Source organism: Pseudomonas sp. LBUM1655 (assembly GCF_059716085.1).
In genome coordinates this window covers 4375988-4394558 of record NZ_CP166801.1, presented here as the reverse complement: position 1 = coordinate 4394558, position 18571 = coordinate 4375988, and the positions used below count along the sequence as shown (strand labels likewise).

Below are 18571 nucleotides of genomic sequence, written 5' to 3'. Positions count from 1 at the left end.
TTGTGGTAGCATCCGGCGTTTTCCGAGGCAGTCCCACAGGGTTGTCTTCACTGCGCAAATCCAGGGTTCAACTTGTTGATTTGTCGTAAGTCGGCGTATGGCACTCAGTCTGCATCGACGAGCTTCGTGATCCCTATGGATATGACGAGGTTTCACCAGAAAAAGGAATCAGGCTTCTCATGGGCGAACTGGCCAAAGAAATCCTCCCGGTCAATATCGAAGACGAGCTGAAACAGTCCTACCTCGATTACGCGATGAGCGTGATCGTCGGCCGTGCACTGCCGGATGCGCGCGATGGCTTGAAGCCCGTGCACCGCCGCGTGCTGTTCGCGATGAGCGAGCTGGGCAACGACTTCAACAAGCCGTACAAGAAATCTGCCCGTGTTGTCGGTGACGTGATCGGTAAATATCACCCGCACGGTGACACTGCCGTCTACGACACCATCGTACGTATGGCTCAGCCTTTCTCCCTGCGCTACCTGTTGGTCGACGGTCAGGGCAACTTCGGTTCGGTGGACGGCGACAACGCTGCAGCCATGCGATACACCGAAGTGCGCATGACCAAGCTGGCTCACGAGCTGCTGGCTGACTTGCACAAGGAAACCGTGGATTGGGTGCCGAACTACGACGGCACGGAAATGATCCCGGCGGTCATGCCGACCCGTATTCCCAACCTGCTGGTCAACGGTTCCAGCGGTATCGCTGTGGGCATGGCAACCAACATCCCGCCGCACAACCTCGGTGAAGTCATCGACGGTTGCCTGGCGCTCATCGACAATCCCGAGCTGACTGTCGACGAGCTGATGCAATACATCCCCGGTCCGGACTTCCCGACCGCCGCGATCATCAACGGTCGCGCCGGTATCATCGAAGCCTACCGCACCGGTCGTGGGCGCATTTACATGCGTGCGCGTTCGATCGTTGAAGACATCGACAAGGTCGGCGGTCGTCAGCAGATCGTCATCACCGAACTCCCTTACCAGTTGAACAAGGCGCGTCTGATCGAGAAGATCGCCGAGCTGGTAAAAGAGAAGAAGCTTGAAGGCATCACTGAACTGCGCGACGAGTCCGACAAGGACGGTATGCGCGTCGTGATCGAGCTGCGTCGCGGCGAAGTGCCCGAGGTGATCCTCAACAACCTCTACGCCCAGACCCAGCTGCAATCGGTATTCGGTATCAACATCGTTGCGCTGATCGACGGCCGTCCGCGGATTCTGAATCTCAAGGATCTGCTGGAAGCCTTCGTTCGTCACCGTCGCGAAGTCGTTACCCGCCGTACCGTGTTCGAACTGCGCAAGGCGCGCGAGCGTGGTCACATCCTTGAAGGCCAGGCCGTTGCCCTGTCGAACATCGACCCGGTGATCGCCCTGATCAAAGCTTCGCCAACCCCATCGGAAGCCAAGGAAGCGCTGATCAGCACCCCTTGGGAATCCTCGGCGGTAGTGGCGATGGTTGAACGTGCCGGTGCCGATTCGTGCCGTCCGGAAAACCTCGATCCGCAATACGGTCTGCGCGAAGGCAAGTACTTCCTGTCGCCAGAGCAGGCGCAAGCCATCCTGGAACTGCGTCTGCACCGTCTGACCGGTCTGGAGCACGAGAAGCTGCTGGCCGAGTATCAAGAGATCCTCAACCAGATCGGCGAGCTGATCCGCATCCTCAACAGTGCCGTGCGCCTGATGGAAGTGATCCGCGAAGAGCTGGAAGTGATCCGCGCCGAATACGGCGATCAGCGTCGCACCGAGATTCTCGATGCACGCCTCGACCTGACTCTGGGCGACATGATCCCGGAAGAAGAGCGCGTCGTGACCATCTCCCACGGTGGCTACGCCAAGACCCAGCCGCTGGCTGCGTACCAGGCTCAGCGTCGTGGCGGTAAAGGCAAGTCGGCGACCGGCGTCAAGGATGAGGACTACATTGCTCACCTGCTGGTTGCCAACAGTCACTCCACGCTGTTGCTGTTCTCCAGCAAAGGCAAGGTTTACTGGCTGAAGACTTACGAAATCCCTGAAGCATCGCGTGCTGCACGTGGTCGTCCGCTGGTCAATCTGCTGCCGCTGGAAGCCGATGAAACCATCACCACCATGCTGCAGATCGATCTCGAGGCCCTGCAAAAACGTGCCGGTGCTGACGATGAGGATGATGCTGACGATGTGATCATCGAAGGCGAAGTAGTCGAAGCTGAAGAAGCTGCCGAGCTGGAAGAGATCGACGGCGAAACAGCCGAACTGGTGGCTGAGCCGACCGGCGAATTCATCTTCATGGCCACGGCTTCCGGTACCGTCAAGAAGACCCCGCTGGCACGCTTCGCCCGTCCGCGCTCCAATGGCTTGATCGCCTTGAAGTTGAAGGAAGGCGACACGTTGATCGCGGCTGCCATCACTGATGGCGCGAAAGAAATCATGCTGTTCTCCGACGCTGGCAAGGTGATTCGTTTCGCTGAAGCCGCAGTGCGTGAAATGGGTCGTGGTGCACGCGGTATTCGCGGCATGCGGATCCTCAAGGATCAGAAGCTGATCTCCATGCTGATTCCTGAGTCGGGCGCGCAGATTCTGACCGCTTCCGAGCGTGGTTTCGGCAAGCGCACCGCCCTGAGCAAATTCCCTCGCCGCGGTCGCGGTGGTCAGGGTGTGATTGCCATGGTCACCAAAGAGCGCAACGGCAAACTCGTCGGTGCGATCCAGGTGCAGGAAGGCGAGGAAATCATGCTGATTTCCGACCAGGGCACACTGGTGCGGACTCGTGTTGATGAAGTGTCCAGCCTGGGTCGCAACACCCAGGGTGTGACCCTGATCAAGCTGGCCACTGATGAAACGCTGGTCGGTCTGGAGCGGGTTCAGGAGCCGTCGGAAGTCGAGGGCGAAGAGCTCGAAGGTGAAGAAGGGTTGGTGTCTGGCGCGGAGGTCGTGATTGACGACGTTGCCGAAGACCAGCAACTTGACGCCGCAGCTGACGAAGAACCGCAGGAATAAGCGGACAAGCGAGGGGGCGGATGAGAATTCGCCCCCTTGTTATTTGTCCGGTATGAAAGTTTCTGAAGTGCAGAGTTACCGAATTACAGATTTATTGTGTATCACCAAGTCAGAGCGAGATTGGATGTGAGCAAGCGAGCCTATAACTTCTGCGCCGGCCCTGCGGCGCTTCCCGAAGCTGTCCTGCAACGCGCCCAAGGTGAACTCCTTGACTGGCACGGCAAGGGTCTGTCGGTTATGGAAATGAGCCATCGCAGCGATGAGTTCGTGTCCATTGCCAATCAGGCCGAGCAGGATCTGCGTGACCTGCTGAATATCCCTTCGAACTATAAAGTGCTGTTTCTGCAGGGTGGCGCCAGCCAGCAGTTTGCGCAGATCCCGCTGAATCTGTTGCCTGAAGGCGGCTCGGCTGACTATATCGACACCGGTATCTGGTCGCAGAAAGCCATCGAAGAAGCTTCGCGTTACGGTCACGTCAACGTTGCCGCTACCGCCAAGCCTTATGACTATTTCGCCATCCCGGGTCAGAACGAGTGGAACCTGTCCAAGGATGCCGCTTACGTTCACTACGCACCGAACGAAACCATCGGCGGTCTGGAATTCCAGTGGATCCCGGAAACCGGCGACGTGCCATTGGTTGCTGACATGTCTTCGGACATCCTCTCGCGTCCAGTCGACATTTCGCGTTTCGGCATGATCTACGCGGGCGCGCAGAAGAACATCGGCCCGAGCGGCATCGTGGTCAACATCATCCGCGAAGACCTGTTGGGCAAGGCGCGTTCGCTGTGCCCGACCATGCTCAACTACAAAGTCGCGGCCGATAACGGCTCGATGTACAACACCCCGCCGACGTTGGCCTGGTACTTGTCCGGTCTGGTGTTCCAGTGGCTGAAAGAGCAGGGCGGCGTCGAAGCGATTGCCAGACTTAATGACGTCAAACAGCGCACGCTTTATGACTTCATCGATGCCAGCGGCCTCTACAGCAACCCAATCAACAAGTCGGATCGCTCGTGGATGAACGTGCCGTTCCGCCTCGCCGATGATCGTCTGGACAAGCCATTCCTGGTCGGTGCCGAGGAGCGCGGTCTGCTCAACCTCAAGGGCCACCGCTCCGTGGGCGGCATGCGCGCCTCCATCTACAACGCCGTCGACATCACCGCCGTCAATGCGCTGGTGGCGTACATGGCTGAATTCGAGAAGGAACACGGCTGATGTCCGAGCAAGAACTCAAGGCACTGCGCGTTCGCATTGACGCTCTGGACACCAAGGTCATGGAGCTGATCAGTGAGCGTGCGCGTTGCGCCCAGGAAGTCGCGCGAGTAAAGATGGCCTCGCTGGCCGAAGGCGAAGTGCCGGTGTTCTATCGTCCCGAGCGTGAAGCTCAGGTGCTCAAGCGGGTGATGGAGCGTAACCAGGGGCCGCTGGGCAACGAAGAGATGGCGCGGTTGTTCCGCGAAATCATGTCTTCGTGCCTGGCGCTGGAGCAGTCGCTGAAAGTGGCTTACCTCGGCCCTGAAGGCACCTTTACCCAAGCGGCGGCCATGAAGCACTTCGGTCACGCGGTGATCAGCAAGCCGATGGCGGCGATCGACGAAGTGTTCCGTGAAGTGGCCGCCGGTGCGGTGAACTTTGGCGTGGTGCCAGTGGAGAACTCCACTGAAGGCGCGGTCAACCACACGCTGGACAGTTTCCTCGAACACGACATGGTGATCTGTGGCGAAGTCGAGCTGCGCATCCACCATCACCTGTTGGTCGGTGAAAACACCAAGACCGACAGCATCAGCCGCATCTACTCCCACGCGCAGTCGCTGGCTCAGTGCCGCAAGTGGCTGGACGCGCATTACCCGAATGTCGAGCGCGTCGCGGTGTCGAGCAATGCCGAAGCGGCCAAGCGGGTTAAAGGCGAGTGGAATTCGGCGGCGATTGCCGGTGACATGGCGGCTGGCCTCTATGGTCTGACCCGTCTGGCCGAGAAGATCGAAGATCGCCCGGACAACTCCACGCGCTTCCTGATGATCGGCAACCAGGAAGTGCCGCCGACCGGCGACGACAAGACGTCGATCATCGTTTCCATGAGCAACAAGCCCGGCGCGCTTCATGAGCTGTTGGTGCCGTTCCATGACAACGGTATCGACCTGACCCGCATCGAAACCCGTCCGTCGCGCAGCGGCAAGTGGACCTACGTGTTCTTCATCGACTTCGTCGGCCACCACCGTGATCCGTTGATCAAAGGTGTGTTGGAAAAGATCAGTCAGGAAGCAGTAGCACTCAAAGTGCTGGGTTCCTACCCGAAAGCAGTTCTGTAAGGGGCGGTAGTAAATGAGTGGCAATTTCCTCGCTCTGGCACAGCCGGGCGTGCAACAACTTTCGCCGTACGTTCCGGGCAAGCCTGTGGACGAACTGGCGCGCGAGCTGGATCTGGATCCGGCGAAAATCGTCAAACTGGCCAGCAACGAAAACCCGCTGGGCGCCAGTCCAAAAGCCTTGGCGGCGATCCGCGAAGAGCTGGCCGAGCTGACCCGTTATCCTGACGGCAACGGCTTTGCGCTTAAGTCTTTGCTGGCTGAACAGTGCCGCGTTGAGCTGAACCAAGTCACCCTTGGCAACGGCTCCAACGACATTCTCGAACTGGTCGCGCGCGCCTATCTGGCGCCGGGCCTTAATGCCGTGTTCAGTGAGCACGCGTTCGCGGTGTATCCGATCGCCACCCAGGCAGTCGGTGCGCAGGCTAAAGTGGTGCCGGCCAAGGATTGGGGGCACGACCTGCCTGCCATGCTCGCGGCTATCGACGCCAACACCCGCGTGGTGTTCATCGCCAACCCGAACAACCCGACCGGTACCTGGTTCGGCGCCGAAGCGCTGGACGAGTTCCTGCAGGATGTTCCGGAGCATGTACTGGTAGTGCTGGACGAGGCGTACATCGAGTATGCCGAAGGCAGCGACTTGCCGGATGGTCTGGATTTCCTTGCGGCGTATCCGAACCTGCTGGTCTCGCGCACCTTCTCCAAAGCTTACGGTCTGGCGGCGTTGCGCGTTGGCTATGGCCTGTCCACTCCGGTAGTGGCGGATGTGCTGAACCGTGTTCGCCAGCCGTTCAACGTCAACAGCCTGGCGTTGGCTGCGGCTTGTGCGGCGTTGAAAGACGAAGAGTATCTGGCGCAAAGCCGTCAGCTCAACGAGTCAGGCATGCAGCAACTGCAAGCCGGTTTCCGGGAGCTGGATTTGGGCTGGATCGAGTCCAAGGGCAACTTCATTTGCGTCGATCTCGGTCAGGTGGCGGCTCCGGTGTTCCAGGGCTTGCTGCGCGAAGGCGTGATCGTGCGTCCCGTGGCCAATTACGGCATGCCGAACCACCTGCGGGTGACGATCGGTCTGCCGGCGGAAAACAGCCGCTTCCTCGACGCGCTGCGTAAGGTTCTGGCTCGTGGGTGATGTCACTGCACTGCAATCTGCTGCACCTATGATCGGTCGCCTGGTGGTGGTCGGTCTGGGATTGATCGGTGGTTCGTTTGCCAAAGGCTTGCGTGAAAGCGGCGTGTGCCGCGAAGTGGTCGGCGTCGATCTCGACCCGCAATCGCGCAAGCTGGCGGTCGAGTTGGGCGTGGTGGATCGCTGTGAGGATGACCTGGCAGCTGCATGCCAAGGCGCGGACGTGATTCAGTTGGCGGTGCCGATTCTGGCCATGGAGAAAGTGCTCGCGCGTTTGGCGAGCATGGATCTGGGGCAGGCGATTCTGACCGATGTCGGCAGCGCCAAAGGCAATGTGGTGCGCGCGGCGACCGAGGCTTTTGGCGGTATGCCGGCGCGCTTCGTGCCCGGGCATCCGATTGCTGGATCCGAGCAGAGTGGGGTAGAAGCCTCAAATGCCGAGCTGTTCCGTCGACACAAAGTGATCCTGACGCCGCTTGAGCAAACCGATCCGGCGGCACTCGCTGTGGTCGATCGTCTGTGGCGTGAACTGGGTGCTGATGTGGAGCATATGCAGGTCGAGCGTCACGATGAAGTGCTGGCTGCGACCAGCCATCTGCCGCACCTGCTGGCCTTCGGTCTGGTCGACTCGTTGGCCAAACGCAATGAAAACCTTGAGATCTTCCGTTACGCTGCCGGTGGTTTCCGCGATTTCACAAGAATCGCCGGAAGCGACCCGGTGATGTGGCACGACATCTTCCTCGCCAACCGCGAGGCTGTTCTGCGCACACTTGATACATTTCGCAGCGACCTCGACGCCTTGCGCGACGCGGTCGATGCAGGGGATGGGCACCAATTGTTGGGCGTTTTCACTCGCGCCCGGGTTGCCCGCGAGCATTTCAGTAAAATCCTGGCCCGCAGGGCCTATGTGGACGCTATGAATTCCAACGATCTGATCTTCCTGGCTCAACCTGGTGGCCGCCTGTCCGGTCGGATTCGCGTACCGGGTGACAAATCGATTTCCCACCGTTCGATCATGCTCGGCTCGCTGGCCGAAGGCGTCACCGAAGTCGAAGGCTTCCTCGAGGGCGAAGACGCCCTGGCGACCTTGCAGGCATTCCGCGACATGGGCGTGGTCATCGAAGGTCCGCACCACGGCCGCGTGACCATTCACGGTGTTGGCCTGCACGGTCTGAAGCCTGCGCCGGGCCCGATCTATCTGGGCAACTCCGGTACGTCCATGCGTCTGCTGTCCGGCCTGCTGGCCGCGCAGAACTTCGACAGCACTCTTACCGGCGACGCTTCGCTGTCCAAGCGTCCGATGAATCGCGTGGCCAATCCGCTGCGTGAAATGGGCGCCGTGATCGAAACCGCTGCCGAAGGTCGTCCGCCGATGACTATCCGTGGTGGCCACAAGCTCAAAGGCCTGACCTACACCATGCCGATGGCCAGTGCTCAGGTGAAATCCTGCCTGCTGCTGGCCGGTCTGTATGCTGAAGGCAAGACCACCGTTACCGAACCTGCGCCGACCCGTGACCACACCGAGCGCATGCTGCGTGGCTTCGGCTATCCGGTAAACGTTGATGGCGCGACTGCATCGGTCGAATCCGGTGGCAAGTTGACGGCGACCCATATCGAAGTGCCGGGCGACATCTCGTCGTCGGCGTTCTTCCTGGTCGCGGCTTCGATCGCTGAAGGCTCGGAGCTGGTGCTGGAACACGTTGGCATCAACCCGACCCGTACCGGTGTCATCGATATCCTGCGCCTGATGGGTGCCGATATCACTCTGGAGAACCAGCGTGAAGTCGGCGGCGAGCCTGTGGCTGACCTGCGCGTGCGGGCAGCTAAACTCAAAGGTATCGAGATTCCGGAAGAGCTGGTTCCGTTGGCCATCGATGAATTCCCGGTGCTGTTCGTGGCCGCCGCCTGTGCCGAAGGGCGCACCGTGCTGACCGGCGCCGAAGAGCTGCGGGTCAAGGAATCGGATCGTATCCAGGTCATGGCGGACGGTTTGCTGGCGCTGGGCGTCAAATGCGAACCGACGCCGGACGGCATCATCATCGACGGCGGCCAGATTGGCGGCGGCGAAGTGCATGGTCACGGCGATCACCGTATCGCCATGGCATTCAGCGTGGCATCGCTGCGCGCCACTGCACCGATCCGCATCCATGATTGCGCTAACGTCGCGACATCGTTCCCGAACTTCCTCGCGCTGTGCGGGCAGGTCGGTATTCGTGTGGCACAAGAGGCTCAGTCGTGAAGAACATTGCACCGGTCATCACCATTGATGGGCCAAGTGGCTCGGGCAAAGGCACGGTAGCCGGGATTCTGGCCAAGCGTCTTGGCTGGAATCTGCTGGATTCCGGTGCGCTTTATCGGTTGCTGGCGTTCGCTGCACACAATCATGGTGTCGACCTGACCAATGAAGAGTTGCTGAAGACACTTGCCGCTCATCTGGATGTGCAATTCATTGCGGCGACCGACGGTCAGTTGCAGCGCATCATTCTGGAAGGTGACGAAGTCAGCGATGTCATTCGTACTGAAAGCGTCGGTTCCGGCGCTTCTCAAGTGGCTGCATTGCCGGCCGTGCGCGAGGCGCTGCTGCAGCGCCAGCGTGCTTTCCAGGAAGCGCCGGGTCTTGTGGCCGATGGTCGCGACATGGGTACGGTGGTTTTCCCGAGTGCGCCGCTGAAGATTTTCCTGACCGCCAGTGCCGAGGAGCGGGCGCGCCGTCGATATTTGCAGTTGAAGGGCAAAGTCGAGGGTGTTAGTCTGTCGAGTCTGCTAGATGAGATCCGTGCACGCGATGAGCGTGACACCCAGCGAGCGGTAGCCCCGCTTAAGCCGGCGGCTGACGCCATACAGCTGGATTCCACGGAGTTGTCCATCGATCAGGTGCTTGAACGCATCATGAGCGAGATCGCCATTCGCGATATCGCCGGGTGACCAAGAAGGTTGCAGGGGACCAGTCATAGTCCTGTGGCGCTTCTTCTATATGAAACTAACCCACACCGTCTGGGGTGTGGAGATGGGCGTATCCTTCGCCCTCATTTACAGGAATTAAAATGAGCGAAAGCTTTGCGGAACTCTTTGAAGAAAGCCTAAAAACCCTGAACCTTCAGGCAGGCTCCATCATCACCGGTGTTATCGTTGATATCGATTACCAAGCTCGCTGGGTAACCGTTCACGCTGGCCTGAAGTCTGAAGCACTCATCCCGCTTGAGCAGTTCTACAACGACGCTGGCGATCTGACTATCAATGTCGGTGACGAAGTTCACGTTGCTCTGGACTCGGTTGAAGATGGTTTCGGTGAAACCAAGCTGTCCCGTGAAAAAGCCAAGCGCGCTGAGTGCTGGATCGTTCTGGAAGCTGCCTTCGCAGCCGAGGAAGTGGTCAAGGGCGTTATCAACGGTAAGGTTAAAGGCGGCTTCACTGTCGACGTTAACGGCATCCGTGCGTTCCTGCCAGGTTCCCTGGTTGACGTCCGTCCAGTGCGCGACACCACGCACCTGGAAGGCAAAGAGCTGGAATTCAAGGTCATCAAGCTGGACCAGAAGCGCAACAACGTTGTCGTTTCCCGTCGCAGCGTCCTGGAAGCCGAGAACTCCGCCGAGCGTGAAGCTCTGCTGGAATCCCTGCAGGAAGGCCAGCAAGTCAAAGGTATCGTCAAAAACCTCACCGATTACGGCGCATTCGTCGATCTGGGTGGCGTGGACGGCCTGCTGCACATCACCGACATGGCCTGGAAGCGCATCAAGCATCCTTCCGAGATCGTCAACGTTGGTGACGAAATCGACGTTAAGGTTCTGAAATACGATCGCGAACGCAACCGTGTTTCCCTGGGCCTGAAGCAACTGGGTGAAGATCCATGGGTTGCTATCAAAGCTCGTTACCCAGAAAGCACCCGCGTTACCGCTCGTGTAACCAACCTGACCGACTACGGCTGCTTCGCTGAGCTGGAAGAAGGCGTTGAAGGTCTGGTACACGTTTCCGAAATGGACTGGACCAACAAGAACATCCACCCTTCGAAAGTCGTACAAGTCGGCGACGAAGTGGAAGTTATGGTTCTGGACATCGACGAAGAGCGTCGTCGTATCTCCCTGGGCATCAAGCAGTGCAAATCTAACCCATGGGAAGATTTCTCTGGCCAGTTCAACAAGGGCGATAAAATCTCCGGCACCATCAAGTCGATCACCGATTTCGGTATCTTCATTGGTCTGGACGGCGGCATCGACGGTCTGGTTCACCTGTCCGACATCTCCTGGAACGAAGTTGGCGAAGAAGCTGTTCGTCGTTTCAAGAAGGGCGACGAGCTGGACACCGTTATCCTGTCGGTTGACCCAGAGCGCGAGCGTATCTCCCTGGGTATCAAGCAACTGGAAAGCGATCCGTTCTCCGAGTACGTCTCGGTTAACGACAAAGGCGCAATCGTTACTGGCACCGTGAAAGAAGTTGACGCCAAAGGCGCCATCATCGTTCTGGCCGACGATATCGAAGCAACTCTGAAAGCCTCCGAAATCAGCCGTGACCGCGTTGAAGACGCGCGCAACGTTCTGAAAGAAGGCCAGGAAGTAGAAGCCAAGATCATCAGCGTTGATCGCAAGAGCCGCGTGATCCAACTCTCCATCAAGTCGAAAGATGATGCTGAAGAGAAAGAAGCTATCCAGAGCCTGAAAGAGACTCCGGAAGCTGCTACCGGCGACACCACCATGGCGGCACTGCTGCGCCAGGCAATGGCCAAACAGAACTAAGTTCTGCTTGATCATTAAAAAGGGCGACTTCGGTCGCCCTTTTTTGTGCCTGCGATTTGGTGAGTTGCGTGTGCTGTGCGGGTTGTGGTGAAACCAATCTCACTCCGGAGTTGTCTGTTTCTTTAATCGGATCAATCGCCTATTCGCGACTAAGCTTGGTCTTAAGCGTGTGGTAGTCGGGCGTCGCCTGGCATAAGGAAGTGGATGAACAAGTTTATTGTCCTCATGGCTGTATTGGTTTTGGCAGGCTGCACCACCAGCGCCAAGACTCGTGCGGTGCGCGGTGTCAGCGGTATCGAAGTCGACTGCTCTGGGTTGGGCTCCAGTTGGGAGAAGTGCCAGAAGCGAGCGGCGAAGGAGTGCAAAGGGGCTGGGTATAAAGTCATTACCCGATCTGATGATGCCAAGGATGAAGATGAGTTTCCTTTTGGCTTCAATCCAGCTGGCTACGTGACGCGAACCATGCTGGTCATCTGTCGTTGAGCTTGTTTGTTGATTTTATGCCCTGAAAATGGGCGTTTTGACGCTGAGGAAGATATGTCAATCCCTGGGCTGTTCAAAATCTTCCGGGCGTGCTAAAACCTTTCAAGCGCTGATCTAGCTGCTTGAAAAAGAAGGGAAAAATATGACGAAGTCGGAGTTGATCGAACGAATTGTCACCCATCAAGGGCTGCTCTCATCCAAGGATGTAGAGCTGGCCATCAAGACCATGCTTGAACAAATGTCCCAATGTCTGGCCACCGGTGATCGTATCGAGATCCGTGGATTCGGCAGCTTCTCCCTGCACTATCGTGCGCCACGTGTTGGTCGCAATCCTAAAACCGGTCAATCTGTCAGCCTTGACGGTAAATTCGTTCCGCATTTCAAGCCGGGTAAGGAATTGCGTGATCGGGTGAATGAGGAAGAGGAGGAGGGGGTTTGATTTCCATTGCCTCTCAAGGGAGCGTGCATGCGTAAATTCAAACACATCGTTCTCTGTGGTTTCATTCTGTTACTTATATTGCTGGTTCTGGCTTTCATGCTGGAAAATCAGCAGTCGGTAGCGCTTGTGTTCATCGGTTGGTCGAGCCCTCAATTACCCGTTTCGTTGATACTGATGCTGGCGCTGCTGATCGGCATGCTCGCAGGGCCAGTGATCAGTTGGCTTCTCGGTCGTTCGTCGAGAGCTTCCCGCAAGCGCATTGCCTGACTGTATCGGAAGCAACTGCGAGAGCGAATTTGCGCCACGGCTTGTCTATATCCATTCGTAAATCGTTCATTAAGCTGTAAAATGCCGCCCTGATTTGATGGTGGCATGTTCGCACTTCGTTCAGGACTGACTTTGACAGAAGCCATTTGAACTAAGGGCTTTTGCTTTCATGGATTAGACAGCGCTGGGTTGGCGGCCCTGTCAGCTACTCGAGGGTATGGTTTCGCGTGAAAATTCTAGTAACCGGCGGGGCGGGTTTCATTGGCTCGGCAGTCATTCGTCACATCATCTCCAGTACCACCGACGCAGTGATCAATGTCGATAAGCTTACTTATGCCGGTAATCTTGAGTCGTTGGCAACAGTCAGCAATGATTCGCGATATGCGTTCGAGCGCGTCGACATCTGCGATCGCGATGAGGTCGACCGTGTTTTGCGCGAGCATCAGCCGGATGCAATCATGCACCTTGCTGCAGAATCTCACGTAGACCGCTCGATTTCTGGTCCGTCCGAATTTATCCAGACCAACATTATTGGCACTTATACCTTGCTAGAAGCGGCCCGTCGTTATTGGTCGGATATGGATGATATTCGCAAGGACGGTTTTCGCTTTCACCATATCTCGACAGACGAGGTTTATGGCGATCTTGAGGGGCCGGAAGATCTCTTTACCGAAAACACTCCCTATCAGCCAAGTTCACCGTATTCGGCCAGCAAGGCCAGTTCCGATCACCTGGTTCGCGCGTGGGCCCGTACCTATGGTCTGCCGACACTGGTGACCAATTGCTCGAACAATTACGGCCCCTGTCATTTTCCCGAGAAGCTGATTCCGCTGATTATCCTGAATGCTTTGGAGGGCAAGTCATTGCCGGTGTATGGCAAAGGCAATCAGGTTCGGGACTGGCTTTACGTCGAGGATCATGCGCGTGCGCTTTACAAGGTTGTGACTGAAGGCGTAATCGGTGAGACCTATAACATCGGCGGCCATAACGAAAAGCAGAACATTGAAGTGGTGCATGCACTCTGCACCTTGCTCGATGAGTTGCGTCCAGAGTCCGCTCATCGCCCTCATGCGGACTTGATTACTTACGTCCAGGATCGTCCGGGTCACGATCAGCGCTATGCAATTGATGCCAGCAAGATTCAGCGTGAGCTGAACTGGACGCCGCAAGAAACCTTCGAAACCGGTATTCGTAAGACGGTCGAGTGGTATCTGAATAATACTGATTGGGTCGCGCACGTGAAGAGCGGTAGCTACCAGCAGTGGATAGACCAGAATTATTCGGACCGTTCGGACAAGTCATGAAAATCCTCTTGCTGGGAAAAAACGGTCAGGTTGGGTGGGAGCTGCAGCGCTCTCTGGCTCCGCTTGGCGAGTTGATTTCCCTGGACCGCCACGGTACAGAATTTCTTTGCGGCGACCTTACCGATCTTGCTGGATTGCGCTCCACCATTCAGCGCACGCGTCCCGACATCATCGTCAACGCGGCGGCCTACACGGCTGTCGACAAAGCGGAGGTCGAGAGCGACCTGGCGGATCTCGTGAATTTCAGCGCCTGCCAGCTCATGGCGCAAGAAGCTCTGGCTACGGGCGCATGGTTGATTCATATCTCCACGGACTACGTTTTCAACGGTCAGGGCTCAACGCCCTGGCTGGAAACGGACCCTGTTGCTCCGTTGAATCGGTACGGCGCGAGCAAGGCAGCAGGTGAGCAGGCAATTATCGGTTCCGGCTGTAAATACCTGATCTTTCGTACAAGTTGGTGTTATGGCGCTCGCGACGATAACTTTGCCAAGATCATGCTCAAACTGGCTCGCGAGCGTGAAACCCTGGAGATCGTCGCGGATCAGATCGGTGCACCCACGGGCGCGGATTTAATCGCCGACGTGACGGCATTGGCTATCTTGCAGGTTTTGCAGCGACCCGAACTGGCTGGTGTGTATCACTTGGTCGCCAGCGGTGAAGTGTCGCGGCAAGGCTATGCGTCTTTTGTGATTGATGTCGCCCGCGGCCTTGGCGAGACTCTCATGGTCAAGGCCATCAATCCTATAAGCACCGAGGCCTTTCCAACACCCGCACGCCGGCCGTTGAACTCTCGTTTGAATACGCAGAAGCTGCGCGACAACTTTTCTCTGCACTTGCCGGATTGGCAAAGTGGTGTAACCCGAATGCTTAGGGAAACCCTGAACAAATGATCAAGACAAACCGTAAAGGCATCATTCTGGCCGGTGGCTCAGGTACGCGGTTGCATCCGGTCACTTTGGGTGTGTCCAAACAACTGCTTCCGATTTACGACAAACCGATGATTTTCTATCCGTTGTCGGTGCTGATGCTGGCAGGCATGCGCGAAATCCTGATCATTTCCACCCCTGAGGACTTGCCCAATTTCCGCAAACTGTTGGGTGATGGCAGCCTCTACGGTGTCCAGCTGAGTTACGCCGAGCAGCCTAGTCCTGACGGTCTGGCCCAGGCATTCATCATTGGCGAGGAGTTCATTGGCAAAGATCCATGCTGCCTGATCCTTGGCGATAACATCTTTTACGGCCAGAACTTCACGCACAATCTTCTTTCGGCCAGTGCCCAGGCTGCGGGTGCCACCGTATTCGGTTATCACGTCAGCGACCCGGAGCGCTTCGGGGTCGTGGAATTCGACGCAGCAGGCAGGGCTCTGAGCATCGAAGAAAAGCCGCAGAAACCGAAATCCAACTACGCTGTTACCGGTCTGTATTTCTACGACAACGACGTGATTGAAATCGCTAAAAGCATCAAGCCTTCCGAGCGCGGCGAGCTGGAAATCACCGATATCAACCGAGCTTATCTGGAACAGAAGACGCTTAACGTCGAGATGCTGGGCCGCGGTTTCGCCTGGCTGGACACTGGCACGCACGACTCCCTGCTGGAAGCGAGTCACTTCGTCCATACAATCGAACACCGGCAGGGCCTGAAAGTCGCTTGTCTCGAGGAAATTGCCTACAACAATGGGTGGATAGCCGCTGAGCAGGTGGCAACTCAGGCCGAGCGTCTGAAAAAGACCGGCTACGGGCAATACCTGCAGAAGTTACTGGATAACCCTTCGGCTTGATGGCGGTTGGCGTCCGACTGGTAGTTTGCCGAGTTATCTATTCAAGCCCGCTGTAGAATGGCTGACAGGTTTTGATGGTAGAGCAATGCTTTTGCACTGAGTTCGGTGCAGGAACGACTGAAAATATAACTGAACCCGCTTTTCTGATGACATCAACAGGAAAGGGGATTAAGGATTTCGAGCATGGAACTGATTCCCGTAATTTTGTCTGGCGGAGTGGGCAGCCGGTTGTGGCCTGTTTCCCGTGAAGCCCACCCCAAGCCGTTCATGGATTTGCCAGACGGCCAGAATCTTATCCAGAAGACGTTCTTGCGTGCTTCGCGTCTGGAGGGCGTTGTCGAAGTCCTCACGGTGACCAACCGTGAACTGTTGTTCAAGACTGAAGACGAGTACGGCGTGGTTAACACCGCCAAGCACGCTCAAGGGTTCATCCTTGAACCTTTCGGACGTAATACCGCGGCAGCAGTCGCTGCGGCGGCCCTTCAGCTCGAAGCTACCCATGGCGCTGATGCGCAAATGCTGGTGCTGGCCGCCGATCACCTGATCAAGGATGAAAAAGCGTTTGCCGCCGCAGTGGCCCAGGCAGGCGCGCTTGCCGCTGAGGGCTGGCTGGTCACGTTCGGTATTCAGCCGACCTATCCGGAAACCGGCTTCGGTTACATCGAAGCGCAAAAAGACACCCCGCTAGAGGGTGGCCTGAAAGTTGCGCGGTTTGTCGAGAAACCGAACCTGGAAACTGCTCAGGGGTATGTCAAGGCCGGTAACTATTTCTGGAACTCAGGCATGTTCTGCTTCCGCGTGGGTACGGTTCTGGAAGAGCTTCGCCAGCATGCTCCCGACGTCGTCGAAGCCGTTGCCAGGACAATCGAGGCTTCGCGCCTGACTTCTTCCGACAAGTATCGGTGTCTGGCACTGGACAGCGACGCCTTCGCCAAGGTACCGGATATCTCCATTGACTATGCGTTGATGGAGCGTTCCAGCAAGGTTGCGACCATCCCTTGTGACATTGGCTGGAGCGATATCGGCTCCTGGAATGCCGTGAGTGAACTGACCGAGCCTGACGAAAACGGCAACCGTTTCGAAGGCGAAGTCCTCTCCCATGGTTCGCGTAACAATTATGTGAACAGCGAATCTCGCCTGACGGCCCTGGTGGGTGTCGAAGACTTGTTGGTAATCGACACGCCTGATGCAGTGATGATCGCCCACAAGGATCATGCTCAGGACGTGAAACATATCGTCAACCAGCTAAAGGCCTGCAGTCATACGGTGCACTTGCTGCACCGTACGGTCCATCGACCATGGGGCACCTACACCACTCTGGAGGAGGGCGAGCGTTTCAAGATCAAGCGTATCGTGGTCAAACCGAAGGCGTCCCTGTCCTTGCAGATGCATCACCATCGCAGTGAACACTGGATTGTCGTCAAGGGCATGGCTGTGGTGGTCAACGACCAGCAGGAGCTGATGTTGAACACCAACGAGTCCACGTTCATTCGTGCAGGCCATCAACATCGTCTCAGTAATCCCGGGGTGATTGACCTGGTGATGATTGAAGTGCAGAGCGGCGAATATCTGGGTGAAGACGATATCGTGCGCTTCGAAGATATCTACGGCCGCGTCGACCAGTAATTGCCTGTCGGCTGTCATAAGCCTGATCGGTGATTCATTGACCGGTCAGGCTTATTTGCATGTATATACCTCACATCTCATTCAATATCGATGACGCACGACGGCAGCTCCGGGTGTTTCGTCTTCAGATTTCCAACCAAGAGACCAGAATGCATACCCCTATCAAAACCCGATGCTTCAAGGCTTATGACATCCGTGGCCAGGTACCGTCCGACCTGAACGAAGATGTGGCTTATCGGATTGGCCGCGCGATGGTCACCGAGCTGCAGGGCAAGAGCATCGTACTGGGTCGGGACATGCGGCTGGAGAGCCCGATGCTGGCGGATGCGATGACCCGTGGCTTGCTGGAGGGCGGCGCGGACGTCATTGACATCGGTCTGTGCGGGACTGAAGAGGTCTACTTCGCTACCAGCGCGTTCAATGCGGACGGTGGGGTGATGATTACTGCAAGCCACAATCCCAAAGGCTACAACGGGATGAAGCTGGTCAAATCGCAGTCGCGTCCGATCAGCGGCGATACAGGCCTCAATGCAATCCGGGACCGAGTGGAAAGCGGTGACCTGGGCGCATTGGCGGACACGCCGGGCAATGTTCGCCATGAGCAGGACAAGGCTGGTTACATCAATCATCTGTTGACCTATGTTGACACTGCGCAACTCAAACCGTTGAAAGTGCTGGCCGATCCTGGCAACGGCGCGGCGGGTCCGGTTCTACAGGCGTTGATCGGCAAGCTGCCGTTTGAATGGGTGCTGATCAATGGCGAGCCCGACGGTAATTTCCCTAATGGCGTGCCCAACCCGTTGCTGCCGGAAAACCGTGAGCTCACACGTCAGGCGCTGCTCGATAACGGTTGTGATCTCGGGCTGGCGTGGGATGGCGACTTTGACCGCTGTTTCTTCTTTGACGAAACAGGTCGGTTCATTGAAGGCTATTATCTGGTGGGCCTGCTGGCCGAAATGCTGCTCAAGCAGCACCCGGGCAGCAAGATCATTCATGACCCGCGACTGACTTGGAACACAATCGATCAAGTTGAACAGGCGGGGGGCGTACCGGTGCTGTGCAAAACTGGTCACGCATTTATCAAAGAGCGTATGCGTCTTGAAGATGCGATCTATGGCGGTGAGATGAGTGCCCACCACTATTTCCGCGATTTTGCCTATTGCGACAGTGGCATGATTCCATGGTTATTGGTGACTGCCTTGATGTCCAGCGGCGGCAAGACACTTGCGCAACTGGTGGACGAGCGTATCGCGGCCTATCCGTGCACTGGCGAGATCAATTACCGCGTTGAAGATGTGCCCGCGATGCTGCAAAAGGTACTGACGCATTTTCTTCCGCAAGGCCCTGAACTGGATAAGACCGACGGCATCAGCGTTTCTTTTGCCGATTGGCGCTTCAATCTGCGGGGGTCCAACACCGAGCCGTTGTTGCGGCTCAATGTTGAAGCCAAAGGCGACCAGGCATTGATGTGGATGCGCTTGAAGGAAATCGAAACATTGATTCAAGAGGCTTGAGAGCTTCGACTCTCTAGTATCCAACGGCGCCCG

The 18571-nt window shown here is 57.0% G+C and carries 15 protein-coding genes; all 15 read left to right on the top strand.

The annotated features are described in order from the left end of the window. The first annotated feature begins 179 nt into the window (after nt 1-179). The 15 genes from gyrA to ACA074_RS19510 all read left to right on the top strand — a co-directional run bounded on the left by gyrA (nt 180) and on the right by ACA074_RS19510 (nt 18538). Nucleotides 180-2969: a DNA gyrase subunit A gene (gene gyrA, locus ACA074_RS19580; RefSeq protein ID WP_401272130.1), complete on the top strand. Its 2790-nt coding sequence runs from the start codon at nt 180-182 to the stop codon at nt 2967-2969. Nucleotides 2970-3095: 126 nt separating this feature from the next. Further along, nucleotides 3096-4181, top strand: coding sequence for a 3-phosphoserine/phosphohydroxythreonine transaminase (gene serC, locus ACA074_RS19575; RefSeq protein WP_401272129.1), 1086 nt, complete (start codon nt 3096-3098; stop codon nt 4179-4181). Beyond that, nucleotides 4181-5275 (top strand): prephenate dehydratase, encoded by a 1095-nt coding sequence (gene pheA / locus ACA074_RS19570; protein WP_497677627.1) that lies wholly within the window; start codon nt 4181-4183, stop codon nt 5273-5275. The genes serC and pheA overlap by 1 nt, the downstream gene beginning before the upstream one ends. Before the next feature lie 13 nt (nt 5276-5288). Further along, nucleotides 5289-6401: a histidinol-phosphate transaminase gene (hisC, locus tag ACA074_RS19565; RefSeq protein ID WP_187677722.1), complete on the top strand. Its 1113-nt coding sequence runs from the start codon at nt 5289-5291 to the stop codon at nt 6399-6401. Between the two features lie 28 nt (nt 6402-6429). Continuing rightward, nucleotides 6430-8637, top strand: coding sequence for a bifunctional prephenate dehydrogenase/3-phosphoshikimate 1-carboxyvinyltransferase (locus tag ACA074_RS19560; protein ID WP_497679338.1), 2208 nt, complete (start codon nt 6430-6432; stop codon nt 8635-8637). Further along, on the top strand, nt 8634-9323 hold the full coding sequence (cmk, locus tag ACA074_RS19555) for a (d)CMP kinase (protein ID WP_187677720.1): 690 nt from the start codon (nt 8634-8636) through the stop codon (nt 9321-9323). Before ACA074_RS19560 ends, cmk begins: the two co-directional genes overlap by 4 nt. A gap of 119 nt (nt 9324-9442) precedes the next feature. Beyond that, nucleotides 9443-11128: a 30S ribosomal protein S1 gene (rpsA, locus tag ACA074_RS19550; RefSeq protein WP_100847732.1), complete on the top strand. Its 1686-nt coding sequence runs from the start codon at nt 9443-9445 to the stop codon at nt 11126-11128. Between the two features lie 204 nt (nt 11129-11332). Next, nucleotides 11333-11611, top strand: a complete 279-nt coding sequence (locus ACA074_RS19545; RefSeq protein ID WP_497615100.1) for a hypothetical protein — start codon at nt 11333-11335, stop codon at nt 11609-11611. Between the two features lie 142 nt (nt 11612-11753). Further along, nucleotides 11754-12050 carry an integration host factor subunit beta gene (ihfB, locus tag ACA074_RS19540; protein ID WP_003189779.1) on the top strand — a complete coding sequence of 99 codons (297 nt, stop codon included), beginning with the start codon at nt 11754-11756 and terminating at the stop codon, nt 12048-12050. A gap of 27 nt (nt 12051-12077) precedes the next feature. Further along, complete coding sequence (locus ACA074_RS19535) at nt 12078-12317, top strand: LapA family protein (RefSeq protein WP_489879042.1); 240 nt, start codon at nt 12078-12080, stop codon at nt 12315-12317. 227 nt (nt 12318-12544) lie between these two features. Continuing rightward, a complete protein-coding gene (rfbB, locus tag ACA074_RS19530) occupies nt 12545-13621 on the top strand; it encodes a dTDP-glucose 4,6-dehydratase (protein ID WP_489879043.1) in 1077 nt (358 codons plus the stop codon). Further along, complete coding sequence (rfbD, locus tag ACA074_RS19525) at nt 13618-14511, top strand: dTDP-4-dehydrorhamnose reductase (protein ID WP_497615099.1); 894 nt, start codon at nt 13618-13620, stop codon at nt 14509-14511. Before rfbB ends, rfbD begins: the two co-directional genes overlap by 4 nt. Next, nucleotides 14508-15398, top strand: a complete 891-nt coding sequence (gene rfbA, locus ACA074_RS19520; RefSeq protein ID WP_489879045.1) for a glucose-1-phosphate thymidylyltransferase RfbA — start codon at nt 14508-14510, stop codon at nt 15396-15398. The genes rfbD and rfbA overlap by 4 nt, the downstream gene beginning before the upstream one ends. A gap of 183 nt (nt 15399-15581) precedes the next feature. Further along, nucleotides 15582-17024 (top strand): mannose-1-phosphate guanylyltransferase/mannose-6-phosphate isomerase, encoded by a 1443-nt coding sequence (locus ACA074_RS19515; RefSeq protein ID WP_489879046.1) that lies wholly within the window; start codon nt 15582-15584, stop codon nt 17022-17024. Nucleotides 17025-17173: 149 nt separating this feature from the next. Beyond that, the gene (locus tag ACA074_RS19510; RefSeq protein WP_489879047.1) at nt 17174-18538 is read left to right on the top strand and encodes a phosphohexomutase domain-containing protein; all 1365 of its coding nucleotides are present in this window, start codon (nt 17174-17176) and stop codon (nt 18536-18538) included. Nucleotides 18539-18571 lie beyond the last annotated feature (33 nt).

What these genes read in the sequence shown, in the direction of transcription:
- hisC (WP_187677722.1), top strand. Translation starts at nt 5,289, where the DNA reads ATGAGTGGCAATTTCCTCGCTCTGGCACAGCCGGGCGTGCAACAACTT.
- ACA074_RS19535 (WP_489879042.1), top strand. Translation starts at nt 12,078, where the DNA reads ATGCGTAAATTCAAACACATCGTTCTCTGTGGTTTCATTCTGTTACTT.
- gyrA (WP_401272130.1), top strand. Translation starts at nt 180, where the DNA reads ATGGGCGAACTGGCCAAAGAAATCCTCCCGGTCAATATCGAAGACGAG.
- rfbD (WP_497615099.1), top strand. Translation starts at nt 13,618, where the DNA reads ATGAAAATCCTCTTGCTGGGAAAAAACGGTCAGGTTGGGTGGGAGCTG.
- ACA074_RS19515 (WP_489879046.1), top strand. Translation starts at nt 15,582, where the DNA reads ATGGAACTGATTCCCGTAATTTTGTCTGGCGGAGTGGGCAGCCGGTTG.
- rfbA (WP_489879045.1), top strand. Translation starts at nt 14,508, where the DNA reads ATGATCAAGACAAACCGTAAAGGCATCATTCTGGCCGGTGGCTCAGGT.
- rpsA (WP_100847732.1), top strand. Translation starts at nt 9,443, where the DNA reads ATGAGCGAAAGCTTTGCGGAACTCTTTGAAGAAAGCCTAAAAACCCTG.
- pheA (WP_497677627.1), top strand. Translation starts at nt 4,181, where the DNA reads ATGTCCGAGCAAGAACTCAAGGCACTGCGCGTTCGCATTGACGCTCTG.
- ihfB (WP_003189779.1), top strand. Translation starts at nt 11,754, where the DNA reads ATGACGAAGTCGGAGTTGATCGAACGAATTGTCACCCATCAAGGGCTG.
- ACA074_RS19545 (WP_497615100.1), top strand. Translation starts at nt 11,333, where the DNA reads ATGAACAAGTTTATTGTCCTCATGGCTGTATTGGTTTTGGCAGGCTGC.
- ACA074_RS19510 (WP_489879047.1), top strand. Translation starts at nt 17,174, where the DNA reads ATGCATACCCCTATCAAAACCCGATGCTTCAAGGCTTATGACATCCGT.
- ACA074_RS19560 (WP_497679338.1), top strand. Translation starts at nt 6,430, where the DNA reads ATGATCGGTCGCCTGGTGGTGGTCGGTCTGGGATTGATCGGTGGTTCG.